The 22,369-nt window shown below is 45.7% G+C and carries 21 protein-coding genes; 17 read left to right on the top strand and 4 right to left on the bottom strand.

Translation table 11 applies throughout. From position 1 onward, the window contains the following. Nucleotides 1-85: 85 nt before the first annotated feature. Nucleotides 86-850, bottom strand: coding sequence for a hypothetical protein (locus A9237_RS02410; RefSeq protein ID WP_009705733.1), 765 nt, complete (start codon nucleotides 848-850; stop codon nucleotides 86-88). Between the two features lie 340 nt (nucleotides 851-1,190). On the opposite strand from A9237_RS02410, the gene cysB reads away from it, so the two are divergent. Both cysB and A9237_RS02400 read left to right on the top strand, forming a co-directional pair. After that, complete coding sequence (gene cysB, locus A9237_RS02405) at nucleotides 1,191-2,165, top strand: HTH-type transcriptional regulator CysB (RefSeq protein WP_009705734.1); 975 nt, start codon at nucleotides 1,191-1,193, stop codon at nucleotides 2,163-2,165. Nucleotides 2,166-2,218: 53 nt separating this feature from the next. Next, nucleotides 2,219-3,415, top strand: coding sequence for a methyltransferase (locus tag A9237_RS02400; RefSeq protein ID WP_078607534.1), 1,197 nt, complete (start codon nucleotides 2,219-2,221; stop codon nucleotides 3,413-3,415). Nucleotides 3,416-3,508: 93 nt separating this feature from the next. Here the strand turns inward: A9237_RS02400 and ald are convergent, their stop codons facing one another. Next, nucleotides 3,509-4,633, bottom strand: coding sequence for an alanine dehydrogenase (gene ald / locus A9237_RS02395; RefSeq protein WP_005437167.1), 1,125 nt, complete (start codon nucleotides 4,631-4,633; stop codon nucleotides 3,509-3,511). Nucleotides 4,634-4,789: 156 nt separating this feature from the next. Here ald and lrp point away from each other — a divergent pair, with 156 nt between their 5' ends. The 8 genes from lrp to A9237_RS02355 all read left to right on the top strand — a co-directional run bounded on the left by lrp (nucleotide 4,790) and on the right by A9237_RS02355 (nucleotide 14,381). Continuing rightward, complete coding sequence (gene lrp, locus A9237_RS02390; RefSeq protein ID WP_005437169.1) at nucleotides 4,790-5,284, top strand: leucine-responsive transcriptional regulator Lrp; 495 nt, start codon at nucleotides 4,790-4,792, stop codon at nucleotides 5,282-5,284. A 152-nt stretch (nucleotides 5,285-5,436) separates the two neighbouring features. Then, nucleotides 5,437-8,745, top strand: a complete 3,309-nt coding sequence (locus tag A9237_RS02385; RefSeq protein ID WP_078607532.1) for a DNA translocase FtsK 4TM domain-containing protein — start codon at nucleotides 5,437-5,439, stop codon at nucleotides 8,743-8,745. Nucleotides 8,746-8,806: 61 nt separating this feature from the next. Next, nucleotides 8,807-9,433, top strand: coding sequence for an outer membrane lipoprotein periplasmic chaperone LolA (lolA, locus tag A9237_RS02380; protein WP_078607530.1), 627 nt, complete (start codon nucleotides 8,807-8,809; stop codon nucleotides 9,431-9,433). Continuing rightward, entirely contained in the window at nucleotides 9,434-10,789 is a 1,356-nt protein-coding gene (locus A9237_RS02375; protein ID WP_020196990.1) for a replication-associated recombination protein A, read from the top strand. It begins immediately after the preceding gene. 91 nt (nucleotides 10,790-10,880) lie between these two features. Further along, the gene (gene serS, locus A9237_RS02370) at nucleotides 10,881-12,188 is read left to right on the top strand and encodes a serine--tRNA ligase (RefSeq protein ID WP_005437179.1); all 1,308 of its coding nucleotides are present in this window, start codon (nucleotides 10,881-10,883) and stop codon (nucleotides 12,186-12,188) included. Nucleotides 12,189-12,391: 203 nt separating this feature from the next. Beyond that, the gene (locus tag A9237_RS02365) at nucleotides 12,392-13,264 is read left to right on the top strand and encodes a peptidoglycan-binding domain-containing protein (protein WP_078607528.1); all 873 of its coding nucleotides are present in this window, start codon (nucleotides 12,392-12,394) and stop codon (nucleotides 13,262-13,264) included. Further along, entirely contained in the window at nucleotides 13,261-13,974 is a 714-nt protein-coding gene (locus A9237_RS02360) for a hypothetical protein (protein WP_078607526.1), read from the top strand. Before A9237_RS02365 ends, A9237_RS02360 begins: the two co-directional genes overlap by 4 nt. A 140-nt stretch (nucleotides 13,975-14,114) precedes the next feature. Beyond that, nucleotides 14,115-14,381 (top strand): DksA/TraR family C4-type zinc finger protein, encoded by a 267-nt coding sequence (locus A9237_RS02355; protein WP_005437185.1) that lies wholly within the window; start codon nucleotides 14,115-14,117, stop codon nucleotides 14,379-14,381. Nucleotides 14,382-14,450: 69 nt separating this feature from the next. Here the strand turns inward: A9237_RS02355 and bioA are convergent, their stop codons facing one another. Then, a complete protein-coding gene (gene bioA / locus A9237_RS02350) occupies nucleotides 14,451-15,731 on the bottom strand; it encodes an adenosylmethionine--8-amino-7-oxononanoate transaminase (protein ID WP_078607524.1) in 1,281 nt (426 codons plus the stop codon). 130 nt (nucleotides 15,732-15,861) lie between these two features. Here bioA and bioB point away from each other — a divergent pair, with 130 nt between their 5' ends. Genes bioB through bioD form a run of 4 tightly spaced genes read left to right on the top strand, consistent with a single transcriptional unit; the run spans nucleotide 15,862 to nucleotide 19,538 of the window. Next, the gene (gene bioB / locus A9237_RS02345) at nucleotides 15,862-16,914 is read left to right on the top strand and encodes a biotin synthase BioB (RefSeq protein WP_005378222.1); all 1,053 of its coding nucleotides are present in this window, start codon (nucleotides 15,862-15,864) and stop codon (nucleotides 16,912-16,914) included. Next, nucleotides 16,901-18,052 (top strand): 8-amino-7-oxononanoate synthase, encoded by a 1,152-nt coding sequence (bioF, locus tag A9237_RS02340; protein ID WP_078607522.1) that lies wholly within the window; start codon nucleotides 16,901-16,903, stop codon nucleotides 18,050-18,052. The genes bioB and bioF overlap by 14 nt, the downstream gene beginning before the upstream one ends. Further along, complete coding sequence (gene bioC / locus A9237_RS02335) at nucleotides 18,052-18,858, top strand: malonyl-ACP O-methyltransferase BioC (protein ID WP_078607521.1); 807 nt, start codon at nucleotides 18,052-18,054, stop codon at nucleotides 18,856-18,858. Before bioF ends, bioC begins: the two co-directional genes overlap by 1 nt. Beyond that, entirely contained in the window at nucleotides 18,855-19,538 is a 684-nt protein-coding gene (gene bioD / locus A9237_RS02330) for a dethiobiotin synthase (RefSeq protein WP_009698190.1), read from the top strand. Before bioC ends, bioD begins: the two co-directional genes overlap by 4 nt. 93 nt (nucleotides 19,539-19,631) lie before the next feature. Here bioD and A9237_RS26925 read toward each other — a convergent pair whose 3' ends face one another. Next, nucleotides 19,632-19,799, bottom strand: a complete 168-nt coding sequence (locus A9237_RS26925; protein WP_005450789.1) for a hypothetical protein — start codon at nucleotides 19,797-19,799, stop codon at nucleotides 19,632-19,634. 338 nt (nucleotides 19,800-20,137) lie between these two features. Between A9237_RS26925 and htpX the strand changes: the two genes are divergently transcribed. The 3 genes from htpX to A9237_RS02315 all read left to right on the top strand — a co-directional run bounded on the left by htpX (nucleotide 20,138) and on the right by A9237_RS02315 (nucleotide 22,361). Further along, complete coding sequence (gene htpX, locus A9237_RS02325) at nucleotides 20,138-21,007, top strand: protease HtpX (RefSeq protein WP_009705745.1); 870 nt, start codon at nucleotides 20,138-20,140, stop codon at nucleotides 21,005-21,007. 212 nt (nucleotides 21,008-21,219) lie between these two features. Further along, nucleotides 21,220-21,639: a nuclear transport factor 2 family protein gene (locus tag A9237_RS02320; RefSeq protein ID WP_005437198.1), complete on the top strand. Its 420-nt coding sequence runs from the start codon at nucleotides 21,220-21,222 to the stop codon at nucleotides 21,637-21,639. Next, the gene (locus tag A9237_RS02315) at nucleotides 21,636-22,361 is read left to right on the top strand and encodes an SDR family oxidoreductase (RefSeq protein ID WP_078607519.1); all 726 of its coding nucleotides are present in this window, start codon (nucleotides 21,636-21,638) and stop codon (nucleotides 22,359-22,361) included. The genes A9237_RS02320 and A9237_RS02315 overlap by 4 nt, the downstream gene beginning before the upstream one ends. The last annotated feature ends 8 nt before the right edge of the window (nucleotides 22,362-22,369 follow it).

Here is a 22,369-nt window from a genome sequence, read left to right as displayed (position 1 = left end):
GCTAATGTCTATTCAAATCAAGAAGACACAAAAAAGGCTGCAAACGCAGCCTTTAATCGGATAGGGCGGAAAGCTTAAGCGGAGTTTACCACTTTTTCTTCTCGCCGAAGAGCGCATCCATGTCACTGTCGCGTTCTTTGTCGGCAATTTGCTGCATTTCTGCTTCATTCTTGTCTTGGCGTTTCTTATCCAAGTCACCAAGCATTTCTTCGAGCTTTTGTTTTGCTTGAATAGAGTAAGCATCGTTTTTGGTGCTTAACGCATCAATGCCTTTACGAAGCAGTTGCAGAGCGGTTCCCGGTTGACCGCGAGCAATAGAGTCATTCGCACGCTTAATCACGTTCTCGATGTTGATGCGAATTTGCATCGTTTCAAGACGCGCGTTTTCAGTTACGTAAGTTTGCGTATCTAAACGGCCTTTGTTGTGCTCGTTACGAACCGCATCACGAAGACGTTTCACGAGCTTTAACATTACAATGGCTTGTTTATCGCTGCTTGGCATCTTGAATGTGGTGCTTTCACCGTTTGCGCTGCTCTCATTCAATTGAGCAATTTGCTGCTTCATGTTTTCGATGCGCTGCACGAGCTGCTTGTTCTTTGGATCAAGGTCGCGCATGCTTTCAAGTGCATCAAGAATACGGTTATTAAGACACAGCAGTAAGTCCTTGCTGAAAGGAATATGATGAGCGTGCCCGATGAGCTCTTCAGTACCGTCAATCAGTGCCACATAGCGAGCAGATTCCTGTCTTTTCGCGGTCTCTACTTTTACCTTGTACTGCAACATGATGTTATAGCCAAGGATCAATACCAGTAGGATGGCAACCAAAGCAATTATTAAAGGCATATTCATATTTTTGCTTCTACTACTTGTTATTTTTCTGTGTCCAGCGTTCAAGAATACATGAATCTTATCTTTCTCGGCACCCTATTTATTTGATTATTTTGCTCCAAACACATTTTCCTGTGGATTTAAGTAAAGAATGCGGTGAGCTGTTTAAAAAGTGAATTTTGAAGATTCAACTCCATGCATATTTAGAGAAGGTGAGTAATTCGCTATGAGCTTGAGCTATAAGTTAGAAATTACTGTTCATTTAGTTGCTAACACGTTATAACTAATCATTATATCTACTCGGGCGAGTAGACTAGATAAGTATGACGTTATTATCTCAATCAATGAGTAAGGGATTACGATGAAACTGCAACAACTGAAGTACATTGTTGAGGTTGTGAACCATAATCTGAATGTGTCTGCGACAGCAGAAAGCCTATACACTTCTCAGCCGGGCATCAGTAAACAAGTCCGTCTATTGGAAGATGAACTGGGTATTCAGATCTTCGAACGAAGTGGTAAGCACTTAACGCAGGTGACACCCGCCGGTGAAGAGATCGTGCGAATTTCTCAAGAGATTCTAGCGCGTGTTGAAAGCATCAAGGCCGTGGCAGGGGAGCATACTCACCCTGAAATGGGCACACTGAACATTTCTACCACTCATACCCAAGCACGTTACGCACTTCCTGACGTGATCAAAGGCTTTACGGCACGTTACCCGAAAGTATCGCTGCACATGCACCAAGGTACGCCTTCTCAAATGTCTGAAGCGATTGCCAAAGGTACGGCAAACTTCGCGATTGCGACAGAAGCACTTCATTTATACCAAGATGCCATCATGCTGCCTTGTTACCACTGGAATCGCTCTATCGTGGTACCAAAAGATCACCCATTAGCGAAGAAAGACCGTGTAACTATCCACGATTTAGCCGCTTACCCGCTAGTAACTTATGTATTCGGCTTTACAGGCCGTTCTGAGTTGGACACCGCATTTAACCGTGAAGGTTTAACACCGCGCGTTGTGTTTACTGCAACGGATGCCGACGTGATTAAAACTTACGTTCGTATGGGTATTGGTGTTGGTGTGATTGCGAGCATGGCAGTTGATGAAGAGCAAGACAGCGATTTGGTTGCGATTGATGCAAGCCATTTGTTTGGCGCGAGCACAACGAGCATTGGCTTCCGTCGTGGTACTTTCCTCCGCTCTTACATGTTCGACTTTATGGAGCGTTTTGCACCGCATTTAACTCGTCCGGTTGTAGAGCAAGCGATCTCGCTTAAATCAAACACCGAAATTGAAGAGATGTTTAAAGACATCGAGCTTCCGGTCAGATAACACTTCATTGATGTTTCGATTCCCTCTACAATGCGCTCGTTGTAGGGGGAGCTATGAAAACGCAATTTCAATTTATTAATGACTGCTTAATTGAAAACCAATCTTTGTGGCGATTCGAGCCTTTTAAAAGCAGCATTCACGCATCATTACCTTGGCAAGAGCAACATCCTCAGTTGTGCCAGTGGTTAGCGTCTCTTTCTCCCTCTCAGATTGAAGAATACAAAGCGGAACCGGAACTTGCCTTAAAAGCACTTAGTCCATTCTTGCCTGAACTTGAACAACTTTCAGAACTCACTCGCTTAGAACCGCTAGCTTTAAAAGGCTTGGAACTCGCTCGTGGTTTAGATAACGGCATTCCCGGTCGTAAGTTGGAGCAGATTAGTTCGATGGGTGAAGCGGCTATTCAGCTTCATCATGGTGACGAATGGTTAGAGTGGTGCTCAGGCAAAGGTTATTTGGGAAGAATTCTGACCACACAGACAGAGCAGCCTGTCACCAGTTTTGAATACCAACAAGCGTTGTGCGATTCGGGGCAACAAGCAGCCAATGAGCATCATTGGAAGATGACGTTTATTCAAGGCGACGCGTTCGATAGCAAAGCGAAAGCCGTATTTAAGCCAACGCAACACGCAGTTGCGCTCCATGCCTGCGGTGATCTTCATGTTCGCTTGATGCAGTACGGCAGTGAAAACGGTATTGCTGCGATGACAATCTCGCCTTGTTGTTACCACTTGATTCAGTCTGAGCAATATCAGCCGATGTCGGTGCAGGGCAGGGCTTCTTCTCTCTCATTGTCTAAGCAAGAACTGCGTATTCCGTTACAGCAAACCGTCACTGGTGGTGAACGTGTGCGACGCCATCGTCAGCAGGAAATGGTGTTTCGTCTTGGGTTTGATTTGATTACGCGACAAGTTTTGGGAATGGACGAGTATGTACCTGTGCCGAGTATCCGTAAGTCGCAATTAAGTGATGGTTTTGAATCGTTATGTCGCTGGGCAGCGGAACAGAAGGGCATCGATCTTCCGCAAGAAATCGACTTCGATCGTTTTGAAAAGTTAAGCGAACAACGCTTTTGGCAAATGGAGCGTTTGAGTCTGGTTCAGTTGGTATTTCAACGACCGTTGGAGATTTGGCTTGCTTTAGACAAAGCACTTTATCTTGAAGAACGTGGTTATCGTGTTAGATTGGCAGAGTTTTGCGCTAAATCAGTCACACCTCGAAACATTTTAATTTGTGCTTATAAGATTTAGATCTGTTTTATAATTAAATGCTCTATACAAAAAAGCCCACTTTAGAGTGGGCTTTTGTAAACAAAACGTGACAATTTATGCGTTATTTTGTCATTAGTTGAACATTGCGATTGCTTGCGCTGGTTCAACGTATTCTAGGTCAAAGCTCTCAGCAACTTCTTTGCAAGTCACTTTGCCGTGGATAACGTTTAGACCTTCAAGGAAGCCATTGTCTTCTAGAAGTGCTTCACGGTAGCCTTTGTTTGCAAGCTTCACGATGTATGGAAGCGTTGCGTTGTTCAGTGCAAATGTTGAAGTACGAGCAACTGCACCAGGCATGTTTGCAACACAGTAGTGAACCACTTCGTCAACGATGTATGTTGGTTCTGCGTGCGTTGTCGCGTGAGAAGTCTCGAAACAACCACCTTGGTCGATAGCAACGTCAACCACCGCCGCGCCTGGCTTCATCTTAGCGATGTGCTCTTTTGTTACCAATTTAGGTGCTGCAGCACCAGGGATTAGAACCGCACCGATCACTAGGTCTGCTTCTAGAACATGCTTCTCGATAGCGTCTTCAGTAGAATAAACCACTTTAGCGCGACCTTGGAATTCTTCGTCTAGTTTACGCAGTGTATCTACGTTACGGTCAAGGATTGTTACATCCGCACGAAGACCTACAGCCATACGAGCTGCGTTCGCGCCAACGACACCACCGCCGACTACAACAACTTTCGCTGGCTCAACACCAGGTACGCCACCTAGTAGTAGACCACGACCGCCGTGTGATTTTTCCAACGTTTGCGCACCTGCTTGAATAGACATCCGACCTGCCACTTCTGACATTGGTGCTAACAGTGGCAAACGACCCATATTATCTGTTACAGTCTCATACGCTATACAGACAGCTTTGCTCTTGATTAGCTCTTCAGTTTGTGGAAAATCTGGTGCTAGGTGTAAATAAGTAAATAAAATCTGCCCTTCGCGGAGCATTGCTCTCTCGACAGCTTGGGGTTCTTTTACTTTTACAATCATATCTGCTTTCGCAAAAACGTCTGTAGCAGTAGGAAGAATGGATGCGCCTACAGCGATGTAATCATCGTCTGAAAAACCAATGCCGGCACCTGCATTGGTCTCAACCAAAACTTGGTGACCATGTGAGATAAGTTCTCTCACGCTAGCTGGGATCATACCCACACGGTATTCGTGGTTTTTGATTTCCTTAGGTACGCCAATGATCATCCTGTGTCCTCTTTCTAAAATGGTTGTATTAACTGTTTGTAGGGTGTTATTGTCGAATTAATATCTAGTATAGATGTTGATTTGTAATATTTGGCACCAAATATTAAAAAGTTGTAGTATATTTTTTTGCAAGGAAGTAATAAGGTGGAATAAAAAATGGCAGACAACTATAAGAAGCCGTCCAAGGAACTAGACCGTATCGACCGCAACATTCTTAATGAACTGCAGAAAGACGGTCGTATTTCGAACGTTGAACTTTCAAAACGTGTAGGACTTTCTCCAACGCCGTGTTTGGAGCGTGTGCGTCGCTTAGAGCGTCAAGGTTATATCACTGGGTACACTGCGTTATTAAACCCGCAGTTCCTAGATGCATCACTGTTGGTATTCGTAGAAATTACGCTTAACCGTGGTGCGCCTGATGTATTCGAACAGTTCAATGCGGCTGTTCAAAAACTAGACGACATCCAAGAGTGTCATCTAGTATCAGGTGATTTCGACTATCTTCTAAAGACTCGTGTATCAGACATGGGTGCTTACCGTCGACTACTAGGTGATACGTTACTACGTCTTCCAGGCGTGAACGACACTCGCACCTACGTAGTTATGGAAGAAGTGAAGCAAACTAACCAGCTTGTGATTAAAACTCGTTAAATTCTTGCAAAGAAAGCGGTAAATGCTTCCGCTTTCTCGATAGAGTAATTGGGTTTTTCTCTTTGATATGGTTAAATCAATTTACCGAGCGGCTTTGTGCCGCTCGGAATGTTTTGCTTATTCCTAATTCATTTCCATATTCAAGTTGATTTATGTTCAAAGAGAACGCAAAGAAAGTCGAAACCATCATCAAAACCAGTGAAGAGCCTCAGTCTTCACGATTAAATGGCTTCCAACGCTTAAAAGAGTGCTGCTTTATCGTTGGCGTTCTTAGCTCGATATTGCTAGCCGTTGCATTATTTACCTTTAGTCCAGCCGATCCGTCTTGGTCCCAAACTGCTTGGGGCGGTGAGATCGATAACGCTGGTGGCCTGTTCGGCGCTTGGTTAGCCGACACGTTATTCTTTACCTTTGGTTCCCTCGCGTATCCATTACCCTTCCTGTTAACCGCAGGTGCATGGGTAATTTGTCGCAAGCGTTCTGAAGACGACCCTATTGACCTTATGTTGTGGGGCACTCGTCTACTTGGTTTAGTTATCCTTATTCTTACCAGTTGTGGTCTTGCTGATATCAACTTTGACGACATTTGGTATTTCTCGTCTGGTGGCGTCGTTGGTGACGTACTGACGAGCTTGTCTCTGCCTACATTAAATGTACTGGGCACAACGCTTGTACTTCTTTTCCTATGGGGTGCTGGCTTCACACTATTTACTGGTATTTCTTGGCTTAACATTGTTGAGTGGTTGGGTGATCGTGCACTTGGCGTTGTTGCAGCGTTAACAAATAAAGCACGTGGTACCGAGCATGAAACTCTAGAACCGCAGTTGGACGAGTTTGCTGAAGACCGCGTAATGAGCAAACGTGGTTCAGATGACATGGAAGACGAGCCTATGCCTCATCTTACTGCTTATGATGTCGAAGAGCCGAAACAAGAAACACCAACACACGAATACCCAATCTACATGCCACAATCGGCGGTAGAGCAATCGACTGTAGATAAACCTAGACAGCAGCAAACAGCGCAGCCTAACGTTCAGCCAGCTCCGCAACCTGCAGTTGTAAATACCGCGCCTGTGCAGCCTCAAATGCAATCTCAGGTTCAAGAGCAAACTCAAACTGTTGAGCCAGTGCGTGCGGTGAGCACAGATAATGTGGATCCATTCGTTGAACGTACTAAACAATTGAACGTAACGATTGAAGAGCTAGAAGCGGCTGCACAACAAGCTGACGATTGGGCAGATGAAGAACCACAGGTTCAAGAAGCGCAAGTTGCACCTGTTCAAACTCAGCCTGAAGTTCCACAGTCTGTTTCTCAGGAATTTGCTCCACAGCAAGCCGAGCATCAACAAGCGCCACAAGAACCGTTTGTGACACCTGAACCAACTGTCTCTGAACCGTTCGATAACGCACCAAGCTACGATGAGTATGCTCAGTTTGAAGCAGAGCAGGCCCAACAAGCCCAAGTTGCACAAGAACCAGCGCCGGTTCACGCGCCAATCGAACAGCCAACCACAGAACAACCTTCACACGAAGAACCTGTGATTAGCGCTTCTGCGTTGGATAACATTGCTGAACAAACAGAGTCAAGCCAACACATCGAACCAACGATTTCGAACTTCGATGTATTGGATGACGAAGACGATTACCCGGCGCAGCAGCCAGTTCAACAAGCTCAACCGGCTTATGCTGAGCCGCAGCAACAAGCGATTCAGCCACAAGAGCTAGCTCAACAACCGCCTGTTCAAGAGCAACCTGTTCATCAGCCTGTTGCAGTTCAACCTCAACCGGTAACGCCTGCTCCTTCCGCTACCTATGAACCTGCACCTCAAGAAGTCGAGGTAGAAGAGGTTCAAGACGGCGATCAAGATGTGGCTGCATTCCAAAACTTGGTATCGAACGCTCAAGCGAAAGTGGCTGCTCAGCAGAACCCATTCTTGGTACAACAAGAGCAAAACTTGCCAGTGCCAGAAGAGCCATTGCCAACACTAGAATTGCTTTACCACCCAGAGAAGCGCGATAACTTTATCGACCGTGATGCACTGGAAGAGGTGGCACGTTTAGTTGAAACCAAACTTGCAGATTACAAGATCAAAGCAGACGTTGTCGGTATTTATCCAGGCCCTGTTATCACTCGATTTGAGCTTGATTTGGCGCCGGGCGTGAAAGTAAGCCGCATTTCTGGTCTGTCTATGGACTTGGCACGTGCACTTTCTGCAATGGCTGTACGTGTTGTAGAAGTGATTCCGGGCAAACCTTATGTGGGTCTAGAACTGCCTAACATGAGCCGCCAAACAGTATTCTTGTCTGATGTAATCAGTAGCCCTCAGTTTGAACAAGCAACGTCACCAACGACCGTTGTTCTTGGTCAAGATATCGCGGGTGAAGCGGTGATTGCCGATATCGCGAAAATGCCTCACGTACTGGTAGCAGGTACAACCGGTTCTGGTAAGTCTGTGGGTGTTAACGTGATGATCTTGAGTATGCTTTACAAAGCATCACCAGAAGATCTGCGTTTCATCATGATTGACCCGAAAATGTTGGAGCTTTCAATCTACGAAGGTATTCCTCATCTACTTTCTGAAGTAGTAACAGACATGAAAGACGCATCTAACGCACTACGTTGGTGTGTGGGCGAGATGGAACGTCGTTACAAACTGATGTCTGCATTGGGCGTACGTAACGTGAAAGGCTTTAACGAGAAGTTGAAGATGGCAGCAGATGCCGGTCACCCAATTCACGACCCATTCTGGCAAGAAGGCGACAGCATGGACACTGAGCCGCCGTTGCTAGAGAAACTGCCTTACATCGTTGTGGTTGTCGATGAATTCGCTGACCTGATGATGGTGGTAGGTAAGAAGGTTGAAGAACTGATTGCTCGCTTGGCGCAAAAAGCGCGTGCGGCAGGTATTCACTTGATCCTTGCGACACAGCGTCCATCGGTTGACGTTATTACCGGTCTGATTAAAGCGAACATCCCAACACGTGTGGCGTTCACCGTATCAACTAAGACTGACTCACGTACTATCCTTGACCAAGGCGGTGCAGAATCGCTATTGGGCATGGGTGATATGCTTTACTTACCACCAGGTTCAAGCCATACGACCCGTGTTCACGGTGCGTTTGCATCGGATGATGATGTTCACGCGGTTGTGAACAACTGGAAAGCACGTGGTAAGCCAAACTACATCGATGAGATCATCAGTGGTGACCAAGGCCCAGAAAGTCTGCTTCCGGGTGAACAGATGGAATCGGATGAAGAAGTGGATCCACTGTTCGATCAAGTCGTAGAGCACGTAGTGCAATCGCGTCGTGGTTCTGTTTCTGGTGTACAACGTCGATTCAAGATTGGTTACAACCGAGCGGCTCGTATTGTCGAGCAGCTTGAAGCGCAAGGCATCGTAAGTACTCCGGGACACAATGGTAACCGCGAAGTACTGGCTCCTGCGCCACCAAAAGATTAATGAACTTGTGTTACTCACCTCAGTCCAACTGAGGTGAGTGGTTCTAACAATAGGTATCTGAATGAAAAAACTATTTTCAGCGAAACTTTTCTCTGCGCTTGTTTTAAGCTTTTCTCTCTTCTCTATTGCACACGCCGCGTCTCCCAAAGATGAACTAAACAAACGCCTTTCTATGAATGATGGCTTCAGTGCGGATTTCTCTCAGCAAGTTATCAGCCCAGAAGGCGAAACGGTGATGGAAGGAGAAGGCACGGTTGAGATCGCTCGTCCAAGCCTGTTCCGTTGGAGCACGACATTCCCAGATGAAAACCTACTGGTTTCTGACGGTAAAACATTGTGGTACTACAGCCCATTCATCGAGCAAGTGAGTATCTACTGGCAAGAGCAAGCAACAGAGCAAACGCCATTTGTTTTGCTAACGCGTAATCGCGCAAGTGATTGGGATAACTACAAGATTTCCCAAAAAGGTGATGAGTTCATCCTCATTCCTACTGCAGTAGACTCCACACAAGGTCAATTCCAGATTAATATTGATGCTAAAGGTGTGGTGAAAGGCTTCAATGTGGTTGAGCAAGACGGTCAAAAAGGTTTGTTCACCTTTAATAACGTGAAGCTGGGTAAACCAAAAGCAGACAGATTCACATTCACAATTCCAAAAGGTGTGGAAGTGGATGACCAAAGGAATTAATTGGTAGTGAGCAATTACACATTAGATTTCTCGGGGGACGAAGATTTTCGTCCCCTTGCTGCTCGTATGAGACCGGAAACGATCGAACAATACATCGGACAGCAGCACATTTTAGGTCCCGGTAAGCCACTGCGCCGTGCGCTAGAGGCGGGTCACATTCACTCGATGATCCTTTGGGGACCACCAGGCACAGGCAAAACGACATTAGCAGAAGTGGCTGCAAACTATGCCAATGCTGAAGTTGAGCGCGTGTCTGCCGTGACGTCTGGTGTGAAAGAAATCCGTGCAGCAATCGAGAAAGCACGTGAGAACAAAATGGCGGGTCGCCGCACCATCTTGTTTGTGGATGAGGTGCATCGCTTCAACAAATCTCAACAAGACGCGTTTTTGCCGCATATTGAAGATGGCACAGTTACCTTTATTGGAGCGACGACAGAAAACCCATCGTTTGAGCTAAACAACGCATTGCTGTCACGTGCACGTGTTTATAAGCTAACGTCTCTCGACAAAGATGAAATCTCGTTGGCGTTGAACCAAGCCATTAGCGATAAAGAACGTGGGCTGGGTAATACACCTGCACACTTCGCTGATAACGTATTAGACCGCCTAGCAGAACTGGTAAACGGTGATGCTCGTATGTCTCTCAATTACCTTGAGCTGCTCTACGACATGGCAGAAGACAATGCGCAGGGTGAAAAAGAGATCACGCTTAAGTTGCTTGCGGAAGTAGCAGGGGAGAAGGTCTCTCGTTTCGATAACAAAGGTGACATCTGGTACGACTTAATCTCTGCGGTTCACAAATCAATTCGTGGCTCAAACCCGGATGCTGCGCTGTATTGGTCTGCGCGTATGATTGCTGCTGGTTGTGACCCTTTGTATATTGCTCGACGCTTATTGGCGATCGCTTCTGAAGATGTAGGTAATGCTGACCCTCGCGCAATGCAAGTGGCACTGTCTGCTTGGGATTGCTTTACCCGAGTTGGTCCAGCAGAAGGTGAACGTGCGATTGCACAGGCGATCGTGTACTTAGCGTGTGCGCCGAAAAGTAATGCTGTTTACGTGGCGTGGAAACAAGCGCTCACAGACGCTCATAACTTACCTGAATATGAAGTGCCGCATCACCTTCGAAATGCACCAACCAGTTTGATGAAAGACATGGGTTACGGTGCAGAGTATCGTTATGCTCACGATGAGCCTGGCGCTTACGCTGCGGGTGAGCAATATTTGCCACCTGAAATGGGCGATCGTAGGTACTATCAGCCGACAAATCGTGGTCTAGAGACCAAAATCGGCGAAAAGTTAGATTACTTGGCTACTTTAGACGCAAATAGCCCACAAAAGCGCTATGAAAAGTAGGCGTTTTTGGATACATTTGTTCAGTAAATTTTTTTAACGCGTACGCTTGGAAAGTGCGCGTGATTTCACAACAAAAAGCATAGGATTAACAATGCTGGATTCTAAATTACTTCGTACAGAGCTGGATGAAACAGCTGCTAAACTGGCGCGTCGTGGCTTTAAGCTAGACGTAGATACTATTCGTAAACTTGAAGAACAACGTAAGTCCATTCAAGTAGAAGTAGAAAATTTACAATCCACGCGTAACTCCATCTCCAAGCAAATCGGCCAAAAAATGGCGGCTGGCGACAAAGAAGGCGCAGAAGAGATCAAGAAACAAATCGGTACTCTAGGTAGCGATCTTGATGCGAAGAAAGTTGAACTTGAGCAAGTAATGGCTCAACTAGACGAATTCACGCTTTCTGTACCAAACATCCCAGCAGACGAAGTGCCAGATGGCAAAGATGAAAACGACAACGTTGAAATCTCTCGTTGGGGTGAGCCAAAATCTTACGACTTCGAACTGAAAGATCACGTTGACCTAGGCGAAATGGGTGACGGTCTAGACTTCGCAAGTGCTGTTAAGATCACAGGCGCACGTTTCATCGTGATGAAAGGCCAATTTGCTCGTCTACACCGCGCAATCGCTCAGTTTATGCTGGATCTTCACACTGAAGAGCACGGCTACACAGAAATGTACGTACCTTACCTAGTAAACTCTGACAGCCTATTCGGTACTGGTCAGCTTCCTAAGTTCGGTAAAGATCTTTTCCACACTGAGCCGCTAGTAGAAAAAGTAAACGACGAAGAGCCACGTAAACTGTCTCTAATCCCTACTGCAGAAGTACCTGTAACGAACCTAGTTCGTGACACGATTTCTGACGAAGCGGATCTACCAATTAAGATGACAGCTCACACGCCATGTTTCCGTTCAGAAGCAGGTTCTTACGGTCGTGATACTCGTGGTCTGATTCGTATGCACCAGTTCGACAAAGTTGAGCTAGTACAAATCACTAAGCCAGAAGATTCAATGAACGCACTAGAAGAGCTAACAGGTCACGCTGAGAAAGTTCTACAACTTCTAGAGCTTCCTTACCGTAAAGTGGTTCTATGTACAGGTGACATGGGCTTCGGCGCTCGTAAGACTTACGACCTAGAAGTTTGGGTTCCTGCTCAAGAAACTTACCGTGAAATCTCTTCATGTTCTAACATGTGGGACTTCCAAGCTCGTCGTATGCAAGCGCGTTTCCGTCGTAAAGGCGAGAAGAAACCTGAGCTTGTACACACGCTAAACGGTTCTGGTCTTGCTGTAGGTCGTACAATGGTTGCTATCCTAGAAAACAACCAAGAAGCAGACGGCCGCATTGCGATCCCTACAGTACTTCAGAAGTACATGGCGGGCGCAACGCACATCGGTTAATCCATTAACCACTAGAACACCAAAACCCAGCCTTAGTGCTGGGTTTTTTGTTATCTGCGTCGAGTGAAAATACGTTGTTATGTAAATATAGGATGAGGTATTGCATAGTTAGCCTAAATTATTAAAACCAGTCCCTAATGATATTTTTCTAAGCTTCATTGAGCGTGACAAGCTCCTCCAAAATATAAAGAGGAGGTACTTTCATGGCTTCAATAAGAATAAGCGGCTCTGTTGGCTTGGGTGGTAAAAATGTGGATGCTGATATTCGTACGGTACAAAGGTCTATTAACCAATTGCTTGGTTCTTTAAGGGGAGTAAAGGAACTTAAAGTGGATGGGAAACTGGGCTCAAGACCGGAAAACTCCAAGACTGTCGCCGCAATTAAAGCTTTTCAGAAAAGCCTTGTTGGGATGGTTCGTCCAGATGGAAGGATAGATGTGAATGGAAGAAGCCATCGTAAGCTGATGCAAGGTATCACGGTTTTGAGTGCGAAGAAGGCTGTGCCTGTCTCAACCTCCCTCAAAATGAAGCTCAAGGCTAAATTAGAGCAATATGAGGGAAGAGTCGAGCATATGTATTTGGATACCAGAGGCTATCTCACTGTTGGGGTAGGTAGTATGTTAAGCGACGTTACCGCAGCAACAAAGCTCCCATTTGTTCACAATTCTACAAATGAACCGGCTACTTACGAGCAAATCAAAGAAGAGTTTTTGCGTGTTAAGGCCCGGCCTTTTGGAGAGTCAGAGCCAGCTTCAAGGTTTAAGCCTTTTACAGCCCTCAAATTAACTGAAAGCGTGATGAACGAGCAAGTAGCACATCACATACAGTCTTTCGAAAAAGAGCTTAAGGTTATCTATGGAGATGAAGCGTTTACATCTTATCCGGACAACGTAAAGCTAGCGCTTTTTGACATGATATTTAATTTAGGTATGCCAAAACTTAAAGATACTTATCCCAAGTTTAATGGGCATATTCGAAACGGAAATTATCAGCAAGCGGCCCTCGAGTCGAAAAGAAATGGTGTACAAGCAGAAAGAAATGCTTATGTAGCAAACTTATTAAGGTCTCATCAATGAAATCACTCTTCCTTGTACTAGGTTTATCTTCTTCTAGCTTATTCGCAAACCTAATTTCGATAGAGCCCTTCTATAGCCCTTACAATAACTCTGATCGTTTTTTTGTCGAAAAAGTGACCTTTTTAACTCAGGATAATGTCAGAGCAGTTTATGGAGCAGAGTGGTATTTTGAGTTCCCACTTAAGTCCGCATCTGGAGAAGTCTCAGTAGCTAGAAGTTGTGCAGAACTCGAGCTGAAAAGCCCAAAAAACTTTAGCGCTAAAATAGACTCAGAGCATTCTGCGTTACTGGCAACAAAAGTCTTATGTGAATCTTGGAAAGTGATGGGCTCTCTTAAACCATCTAATACTTCTTACATATCAGAAAACATCATTAGTGAGAGTCTTCCGGATATATCTCCATCAGAGTTGAGTTTTATCATCTCTGATCAACAATTGAGAAAATCAAAAGAAGCACATCGATGGGCTGATATGGATAAAATCACTAGTTTTGAGCGATTGAATGACTTTCAGGCTGTATTTTACGATAACTCCGATGGCTACCAAAAAGTTACTCTTCTTGCGACCGGGGACTACAATGATGATGGTTTGGAAGATGTAATACTGTTAAAGGAAAATAGTGTGTTAAGCGGAAGCTATGGTTCTACTCACGGGTATGTTCTTTCAAGGCTTCAGGAGAATGAGTCATACCAACTAATTAAAGAATGGTAATTGGTTTTAGGTTATCTATTTTTACCAAAACGTAATAGTGTTTTCGAATTTACCCTAATTATCTTGTTATTTGTAATCGATATAATCATCCACCTTACCACGGTAAGTAGATTTTCTCATTCAAGTAACGAGGAGGGCTTATGGCCGTAGGGTGGGCAAACGACGATAGTGTCAGCCAACAAATTCAAAACACAATAGACGACGAGATTTCCCGTGTTCGTGGCAGTATCACAAAGGGTGAGAGCGCCCATTACTGCGATGAGTGTGGTGATGAGATTCCAGAAGCGCGTCGTCTTGCAATGAAAGGCGTTCGCTTGTGTATCGAATGTCAGTCAACAATCGAATTGGTGTCTCAACGCCAAGCATTGTTCAATCGACGAGCGAGTAAAGACAGTCAACTTCGATAGCTTTACTGCCCTGATAAATAAAGAGACGGTTTGAGTCTCATACTCAAACCGTTTTTGTATTGAATTGGATTATGAAGCGAAGCAGTCTTTGCGTTGCAACGCTGCGTCAATCGCATTAACTAGCTTCTCAATATCTTCCGGTTTGCTGATGAACGGCGGCATCATATAAATCAGTTTGCCAAATGGACGAATCCACACTCCGTGTTCAACAAACAAGGCTTGGATGGTTTCCATATTCACAGGGCGATGCGTCTCCACTACGCCAATAGCACCCAACCAACGGGTGTTTTTCACCAAGTCGTATTCTTCAAGTTTTGGTAGTAACTCAGAAAACAGCGTTTCAATTTGTTGGGTTTGTTGCTTCCAATCACCTTGCTCGATCAATTCCAAACTAGCAGTAGCTACAGCACAAGCGAGTGGATTCCCCATAAAGGTTGGACCGTGCATAAAACAACCTGCATCACCGCCACAAACGGTGTCTGCTACGTGTTTGCTCGCGAGGGTCGCAGAGAGGGTCATGTAGCCTCCAGTGAGTGCTTTCCCAACACACAGAATGTCTGGTTGAATATCTGCATGTTCGCAGGCAAACAATTTGCCGGTACGTCCAAAACCGGTAGCGATCTCATCTGCAATCAATAACAAGCCGTATTTGTCGCAAAGCTTACGCACGCCTTTGAGAAATTCTGGATGGTAGATACGCATGCCGCCTGCGCCTTGAACGATAGGCTCTAGGATCACCGCAGCAAGTTCTTTATGGTGAGTCTCAATCTTGTGCTCGAAGTCGGTAAGGTCTTCTGGCTTCCATTCATCCCAATAACCACAGGTTGGTGACTCCGCAAAGATATGCTCAGGCAAAAAGCCTTTGTAGAGAGAGTGCATTGAGTTATCAGGATCGGTAACCGACATGGCTGCAAACGTATCGCCGTGATAACCGTGTCGCAAAGTAAGAAACTTCGGTCGGCGTTCACCTTTTGCATGCCAATATTGCAGTGCCATTTTTAAGCTGACTTCTACGGCAACGGAGCCTGAATCGGCAAGGAATACATGCTCAAGATTACTTGGCGCTAGGGATAGCAACTTTTTACACAAACTGATTGCTGGCTGGTGGGTAATCCCGCCAAACATCACGTGAGAGACTTGATCGATTTGCTGGTGAGCGGCTTGATTTAAATGAGGATGGTTGTAGCCGTGGATCGTCGACCACCAAGAAGACATGCCATCGACAAGCTCAGTACCGTCTTCCAATTTAATGTGAACACCATTTGCCGATGCCACTGGGTAGCAGGTCAGAGGTGTCAATGTCGAAGTGTAAGGATGCCAGATATGCTGGCGGTCGAAGGCGAGATCCATGTGCGATTCCAATAATAATTGAGATTAAAAAGTAAACAGATGTAAACTTTGTTCTTTTGTGTTGTGTTGACAGTTTATCGAGACTCAGTAGACTGTCAACACAACAAAAAAAGTGACTAAAGGAATACACGTGGAAGTTCGTCATAACTGGACGCATGCTGAAGTGCGCGATCTCATGGAAAAACCGTTCATGGATCTGCTATTCGAAGCACAGCTTGTTCATCGTCAATACCAACAAACCAACCATGTTCAAGTAAGCACGCTTCTCTCGATTAAGACAGGTGCTTGTCCAGAAGATTGTAAGTACTGTCCTCAGAGTGCTCGTTACACCACAGACATCGAAAAAGAGCGTCTGATGGAAGTAGAACGCGTACTCGACGCTGCGCAAAAAGCGAAAAACGCGGGTTCTACTCGATTCTGTATGGGCGCAGCGTGGAAGAACCCTAAAGAGCGTGATATGCCGCACTTGACCGACATGATCAAAGGCGTAAAAGGCATGGGTTTAGAAACATGTATGACGTTAGGCATGTTGACGCCAGACCAAGCAAAGCAACTGGCAACCGCAGGTCTGGATTACTACAACCACAACCTAGATACCTCTCCTGAGTTTTACGGCAACATCATTACCACACGTACTTACCAAGACCGTTTAGATACTTTGTCTCACGTACGTGATGCTGGCATGAAGATCTGTTCCGGTGGCATCATCGGCATGGGTGAAAGTGCTAACGATCGAGCTGGTCTGTTGGTTGAGTTGGCGAACTTACCAGTGCACCCTGAAAGCGTTCCAATCAACATGCTCGTGAAGGTAAAGGGCACACCACTAGAAGAAGTCGATGATGTTGAGCCATTCGATTTCATTCGCCTGATTGCGATTGCACGAATCATGATGCCTCAATCAGCCGTTCGTTTATCCGCTGGCCGTGAAAACATGAACGAACAAATGCAAGCGCTGTGTTTTATGGCGGGTGCAAACTCCGTCTTCTACGGCTGCAAACTTCTGACCACGCCAAACCCTTCTGAAGACAAAGACATGATGCTGTTCAACAAGCTCGGCATTAACAGCCAAGAGGTGTCTCAAAAACCTGATGAAATCGAAGAAAACGAGTTGCTGGATCGCGTCGTAGAGCGCGTTGCTGCTCGCCCGACAAAAGACGACCTTTTCTACGATGCCAGCGTTTAAATCTCGTATCGAGTCCGCCCTTACTGAGCGTAAGACGCAAGGGTTGAATCGTTCTATGAATGTGGTGTTTGCCGGTAACCAGTCCGTTTTGGAACACGAAGGCAAACGCTACATTAATTTCTCAAGTAATGATTATTTAGGATTGGCCAATGACCAAGCGCTTGTTCGGGCTTGGCAGCAAGGTTTAAGCGTATACGGCAGTGGCAGTGGAGCATCGCCAATGGTCACTGGCTTTAGTGCCGCACACAGCAATTTAGAAGCCGCACTGACCGAATGGCTGGGTTATGACAGAGCGATTCTGTTTGGTTCTGGATTCAGTGCTAATCAAGCCTTGTTGTTCACCTTGTTAGAAAAGTCAGACGTATTGATCCAAGACCGTTTGAACCATGCCTCACTGATGGAAGCGGGGGCGTTGTCACCAGCTAAGATGAAGCGCTTCAAACACAATGACATCGAGCACCTAAAGTCGTTGATTAATAGCGAAGACAACCATCTAGTTGTGACTGAAGGGGTATTCAGCATGGACGGCGACTGTGCGCCGCTCACCGATATAGTTGAAGTCACTCGCAGTAATGATGCTTGGTTTGCTGTCGATGATGCTCATGGTATTGGCGTTCTTGGTCAATCCGGTGGTGGTTCTTGCGAGTTGGCAAAGGTTAAACCTGAGATACTGATCGTTACTTTCGGCAAAGCGTTTGGTATGTCTGGCGCGGCTATTTTATGTGACCACGCAACGGGAGACTTTTTGACTCAGTTTGCTCGTCACCATGTGTATTCCACAGCGATGCCTCCGGCACAAGCCTATGCGCTAACGCATGCGGTTTCTATCGTTCAAGAGCAGTTTTGGCGACGTGAAAAGCTTTCAGAGCTTAGTGAAGTGTATCGAGACTGCCTCAGCGATCTGGAGGGCTTTGTTGAGACTCAGACTTCGATTAAGCCGTTTGTGATTGGTGAATCTGAACTGGCTTTGCAGGTTGCGAGCGCTTGTCGCCAAAATGGTATTTGGGTTACCGCTATTCGACCTCCGACGGTGCCTAAAGGGATGTCTCGCCTTCGAATCACACTCACTGCCAATCACACCAACGAACAAGTTAAAACGCTTTCAATGGCATTGAAACAAGCATTAGGAGCGCTGTAATGGATAATGCAGAAAATATGACATTGGAGAGCTTTTACCAAGACAAAGAAGCGATCGCCTCTTCGTTTGGTAAAGCAGCAGAAACGTACGACAAACACGCGGCCTTTCAGCGTGATGTTGGACATCGCTTGCTTGATAAACTTCCTGAAAATTTGACGGGAAAACGTATATTGGATTTAGGGTGTGGCACGGGTTACTTCTCCCAACTGCTTCAACAACGTGGTGCGGAAGTTGTCTGCGGTGATATCTCTCAAGCCATGTTAGACAAAGCAGAGTTGCGTTGTGGTGCAGTACGAATGCATTACCAAATTGCTGATGCTGAAAACTTACCATTTGACGATGAGAGCTTCGATTACGTGTTTTCAAGCTTAGCGCTGCAATGGTGTACAGATTTAAGTTACCCACTCAGAGAAGCGCGCCGTGTACTAAAAACCGGTGGAAAGGCGTGTTTCTCTACGCTGGTTGATGGTTCGCTTTATGAGTTGCGCGAGTCTTGGTCAAAAATTGATACATATCAACACGTGAATAACTTTATTACCCACAATCAGGTAAAAATTGCGTTAGCGCAATCTTGGTGCCACAACCATCATCTAGACTTGACCCCCATCACAGTTTGGTACGATTCAGCGTTTTCTGTCATGCGTGATCTCAAAGGCATTGGTGCAAATCACGTAAGCGGGCGCTCACATGGCCTGACGAGCCGTCGCACTTTATTGCAAGTTGAGCGCGCGTACCAAGCATTTAGAAACGATCAAGGTCTTCTACCTGCAAGTTATCAGGTTTGTTTTGGAGTCATAGTTAAATGATTGATGCATTTTTTATTGCTGGTACGGATACTGATGTAGGAAAAACGGTAGCGTCTAAAGCTATTTTGCAAGCACTCGGTGCGAAAGGGCTTAACACCATTGGTTACAAACCAGTGGCAGCAGGAAGCGATAAGACGGCAGAAGGTTGGCGCAACTCGGATGCATTGCATCTGCAAAAAGCGGCAACGCTGGATATCGCGTACGACGATGTAAACCCATACGCTTTGGAATTGCCTGCTTCTCCTCACATCGCCGCAAAGCATGAACATGTAGAAATTAAATACGAAGTATTGAGTGAAAAATTAGCTCAACACAAAGAGCAATCAGACATTGTTCTAGTGGAAGGTGCTGGTGGTTGGCGTGTGCCTGTGTCTGACACAGACAGTTTGTCGACTTGGGTGCAACAAGAACAGTTGCCAGTTGTACTGGTTGTCGGTATTAAACTGGGCTGTTTGAGCCATGCATTGCTCACTGCTGAGATCATCAAAGCGGATGGTCTGAATCTCGTAGGTTGGGTGGCAAACCGCGTTAACCCAGGCACGGAGCACTATGCAGAAATCATCGATATGTTGGAAGAGCGTCTAGACGCGCCGAAACTCGGTGAGATCCCATACATTCCAAGCGCGAAGCGCAAAGAGTTGGGTAAATACATCAACGTTGAACCGTTGCTAAACGTATAATTAATCGACAAACAAAAATACAAAAAGGGCTGCATCATGCAGCCCTTTTCTCATGTAAACCTTTGTGCCTTATCGTAAGATTCGACGCTTAGTTTATTTCTCTTGGCTAAGCCCCATCAACGCTTGTTGTGTCTCTGCAACACGCTTTGACATTTGAGCATCAGTTGAAATACCTAGCTGTTGTTTTGCCTCATCCTCTGAGATACCTAGGTGACAACAAAGTAAATCGATAGCCATTTGATAGTCGTTAGTTTCTACCATGATTTTTCCCTCAAGACATGGAAGTTTGGAGCTGCTTAATTGTCCTAAAAGCTAACCCCGTTTCGTTCATCTAACCCGAATCTAGCACGTACAGATAGTCGCACAATAAGACCAAAGTCTATACTCGGTCTAAAGTGCTGATTTAAGAGTGTAAAAAGGTGTGTATTATTTCAGTCTCGAAAACAAATGTTGCAATTTATTGCTTAACCTTGTTTTTAACGCGGATAGACTATATCTATAACGCAACAGAGCTTGAATCTAGCGAAATCGCCTCGTAGAGTTCTGTTTCATATAACAACCGTTTTTATAAAAACGATAAGCTTCCTCGGAGAAAAGTAATGAAGCGAATTATGTTATTCCTAGCAACTAACCTAGCAGTCGTGCTAGTGCTTAGTGTTGTTCTGAATATTGTTTACGCTGTAACTGGAATGCAGCCAGGCAGCCTGTCTGGTCTACTACTGATGGCAGCAGTGTTTGGTTTTGGTGGCGCATTCATCTCGCTAATGATGTCTAAGAGCATGGCACTACGCTCGGTAGGCGGCATGGTGATTGAGAGCCCACGTAACGAAACTGAACATTGGCTTCTAGAAACAGTTGGTCGCCAAGCTCAACAAGCGGGCATCGGTATGCCAACCGTCGCTATTTATGATGCGGCAGACATCAACGCATTTGCAACCGGTGCTAAGCGTGATGATTCGCTAGTTGCAGTATCTACAGGTCTTTTGCACAACATGACTCGTGATGAAGCGGAAGCGGTACTTGCGCATGAGGTTAGCCACATCGCTAACGGTGATATGGTGACCATGACGCTAATGCAAGGTGTCGTGAATACCTTCGTTATCTTCCTATCTCGTTTCATTGCTAACATTGTTGCTTCGAATGACGATGAGGAAGGCCAAGGTACAAACATGATGGTTTACTTCGGTGTGTCTATGGTGCTTGAACTGGTATTTGGTTTCCTAGCTAGCTTCCTGACTATGTGGTACAGCCGTCATCGCGAATTCCACGCTGACGCGGGTGCAGCGCATCTTGTGGGTAAAGAGAAGATGATCGCGGCGCTTGAGCGTTTGAAAATGAGCCACGAATCTCAACTGGATGGCACTATGATGGCGTTTGGTATCAACGGTAAGCGTTCGATGACTGAGCTTCTAATGAGCCACCCACCGCTAGATAAGCGTATTGCGGCACTACGTAGCCAACAGTACTAATCATTCAGCAAATAAATAGTTAATCTCCTGAAAAGGCTTGGTTTTTTGACCAAGCCTTTTTTTGTATCTATTGATCGCTACCGCACTCCATCACGTATCACTCTACAGAAACAAAGTTATACAAAAATATTTTTGTACAACTTTTCATGATTGGTCTATCTTGTACATATAATAATTTTGTACAACTGTTGAAGTAGTATAGGAGCATAGAAATGGACATTCATTCAGTTGGCAACATATATCAAAAGCTGAGCAAAGCGAATTTGCACTTGCTTGAAGGGGTATACCACCAGGATGTGGTTTTTGAAGATGCTGCTCATCGTCTAGAGGGTTGGCCTGCGCTTTCCGATTATTTTCAATCGCTCTACACCAACGTTATCCGTTGTGATTTTATCATTCACGATCATCAACAAGTGGGCGAGACAGGATTTCTTACTTGGACCATGGATTTACAGCACCCGAAACTACAGAAAGGCGCGCCGATTTCAGTCAATGGTGTTTCTCATCTCAAGTTCAGTGAAGGGCAGGTTATCTACCATCGAGACTATTTCGATTTAGGAGAGATGCTGTACGAAAACCTTCCTCTACTTGGCTCTGTCGTTAGAACCATTAAGCAGAGGCTAGGACAATGAGCGGTTCAGTTCTTATCACTGGCGCGACGTCTGGCATTGGTAAGCAGCTCGCTTTGGATTACGCCAGTGAAGGTTGGAAAGTGATTGCGTGCGGCCGGAATGAAGCTGTGTTGGCTGAGCTAGAAGCGGCGTCGACTAACATCTCGACATCACGCTTCGATGTGACTCAGTACGATGAAACGATTCAAGCGCTTTCACAACTGCCGTTCACTCCTGAAACTTGGATCTTTAACGCTGGCGACTGTGAATATATGGACGACGGCATAGTGGATGCGAAACTCATGGCGCGTGTCATGAACGTTAACGTCGTAGGTGTGGCGAATTGTGTTGAAGCGTGTCAGGGACAGTTTGAACGTGGGCATCGCGTTGTAATTGTCGGGTCAATCGCATCAGAGGTGGCATTGCCTCGTGCAGAAGCCTACGGCGCGTCCAAAGCGGCAGTGAGTTATTTTGCTCGCACGCTAGCCGTCGACCTGAAAAAGAAAGGCATCAAAGTCGTGACGGTGTTTCCTGGCTTTGTTGAAACGCCACTCACAGATAAGAACACCTTTGATATGCCAATGATTGTTACGGCCAATCAGGCCTCGGCTGCCATCCGAAAACAATTGGATGCCAACAAAAGCCACATTTATTTCCCAGCGAGATTTACCGGAATTTTACGTTTTATCTCGTTGCTTCCATACAGCTGGCAAGCTCGGCTAACCGCAAAACTCGTATCATAAGAAGGAAG

The organism is Vibrio owensii (assembly GCF_002021755.1).
Classification (GTDB): domain Bacteria; phylum Pseudomonadota; class Gammaproteobacteria; order Enterobacterales; family Vibrionaceae; genus Vibrio; species Vibrio owensii.
Note: the sequence above shows the minus strand (reverse complement) of the source record. Positions and strands in the feature narration are given on the sequence as shown.

Bases quoted from the DNA above. Each gene is read 5' to 3' on its own strand.
- A9237_RS02410 (WP_009705733.1), bottom strand. From the start codon at position 850: ATGAATATGCCTTTAATAATTGCTTTGGTTGCCATCCTACTGGTATTG.
- cysB (WP_009705734.1), top strand. From the start codon at position 1,191: ATGAAACTGCAACAACTGAAGTACATTGTTGAGGTTGTGAACCATAAT.
- A9237_RS02400 (WP_078607534.1), top strand. From the start codon at position 2,219: ATGAAAACGCAATTTCAATTTATTAATGACTGCTTAATTGAAAACCAA.
- ald (WP_005437167.1), bottom strand. From the start codon at position 4,633: ATGATCATTGGCGTACCTAAGGAAATCAAAAACCACGAATACCGTGTG.
- lrp (WP_005437169.1), top strand. From the start codon at position 4,790: ATGGCAGACAACTATAAGAAGCCGTCCAAGGAACTAGACCGTATCGAC.
- A9237_RS02385 (WP_078607532.1), top strand. From the start codon at position 5,437: ATGTTCAAAGAGAACGCAAAGAAAGTCGAAACCATCATCAAAACCAGT.
- lolA (WP_078607530.1), top strand. From the start codon at position 8,807: ATGAAAAAACTATTTTCAGCGAAACTTTTCTCTGCGCTTGTTTTAAGC.
- serS (WP_005437179.1), top strand. From the start codon at position 10,881: ATGCTGGATTCTAAATTACTTCGTACAGAGCTGGATGAAACAGCTGCT.
- A9237_RS02365 (WP_078607528.1), top strand. From the start codon at position 12,392: ATGGCTTCAATAAGAATAAGCGGCTCTGTTGGCTTGGGTGGTAAAAAT.
- A9237_RS02360 (WP_078607526.1), top strand. From the start codon at position 13,261: ATGAAATCACTCTTCCTTGTACTAGGTTTATCTTCTTCTAGCTTATTC.
- A9237_RS02355 (WP_005437185.1), top strand. From the start codon at position 14,115: ATGGCCGTAGGGTGGGCAAACGACGATAGTGTCAGCCAACAAATTCAA.
- bioA (WP_078607524.1), bottom strand. From the start codon at position 15,731: ATGGATCTCGCCTTCGACCGCCAGCATATCTGGCATCCTTACACTTCG.
- bioF (WP_078607522.1), top strand. From the start codon at position 16,901: ATGCCAGCGTTTAAATCTCGTATCGAGTCCGCCCTTACTGAGCGTAAG.
- bioC (WP_078607521.1), top strand. From the start codon at position 18,052: ATGGATAATGCAGAAAATATGACATTGGAGAGCTTTTACCAAGACAAA.
- bioD (WP_009698190.1), top strand. From the start codon at position 18,855: ATGATTGATGCATTTTTTATTGCTGGTACGGATACTGATGTAGGAAAA.
- A9237_RS26925 (WP_005450789.1), bottom strand. From the start codon at position 19,799: ATGGTAGAAACTAACGACTATCAAATGGCTATCGATTTACTTTGTTGT.
- htpX (WP_009705745.1), top strand. From the start codon at position 20,138: ATGAAGCGAATTATGTTATTCCTAGCAACTAACCTAGCAGTCGTGCTA.
- A9237_RS02320 (WP_005437198.1), top strand. From the start codon at position 21,220: ATGGACATTCATTCAGTTGGCAACATATATCAAAAGCTGAGCAAAGCG.
- A9237_RS02315 (WP_078607519.1), top strand. From the start codon at position 21,636: ATGAGCGGTTCAGTTCTTATCACTGGCGCGACGTCTGGCATTGGTAAG.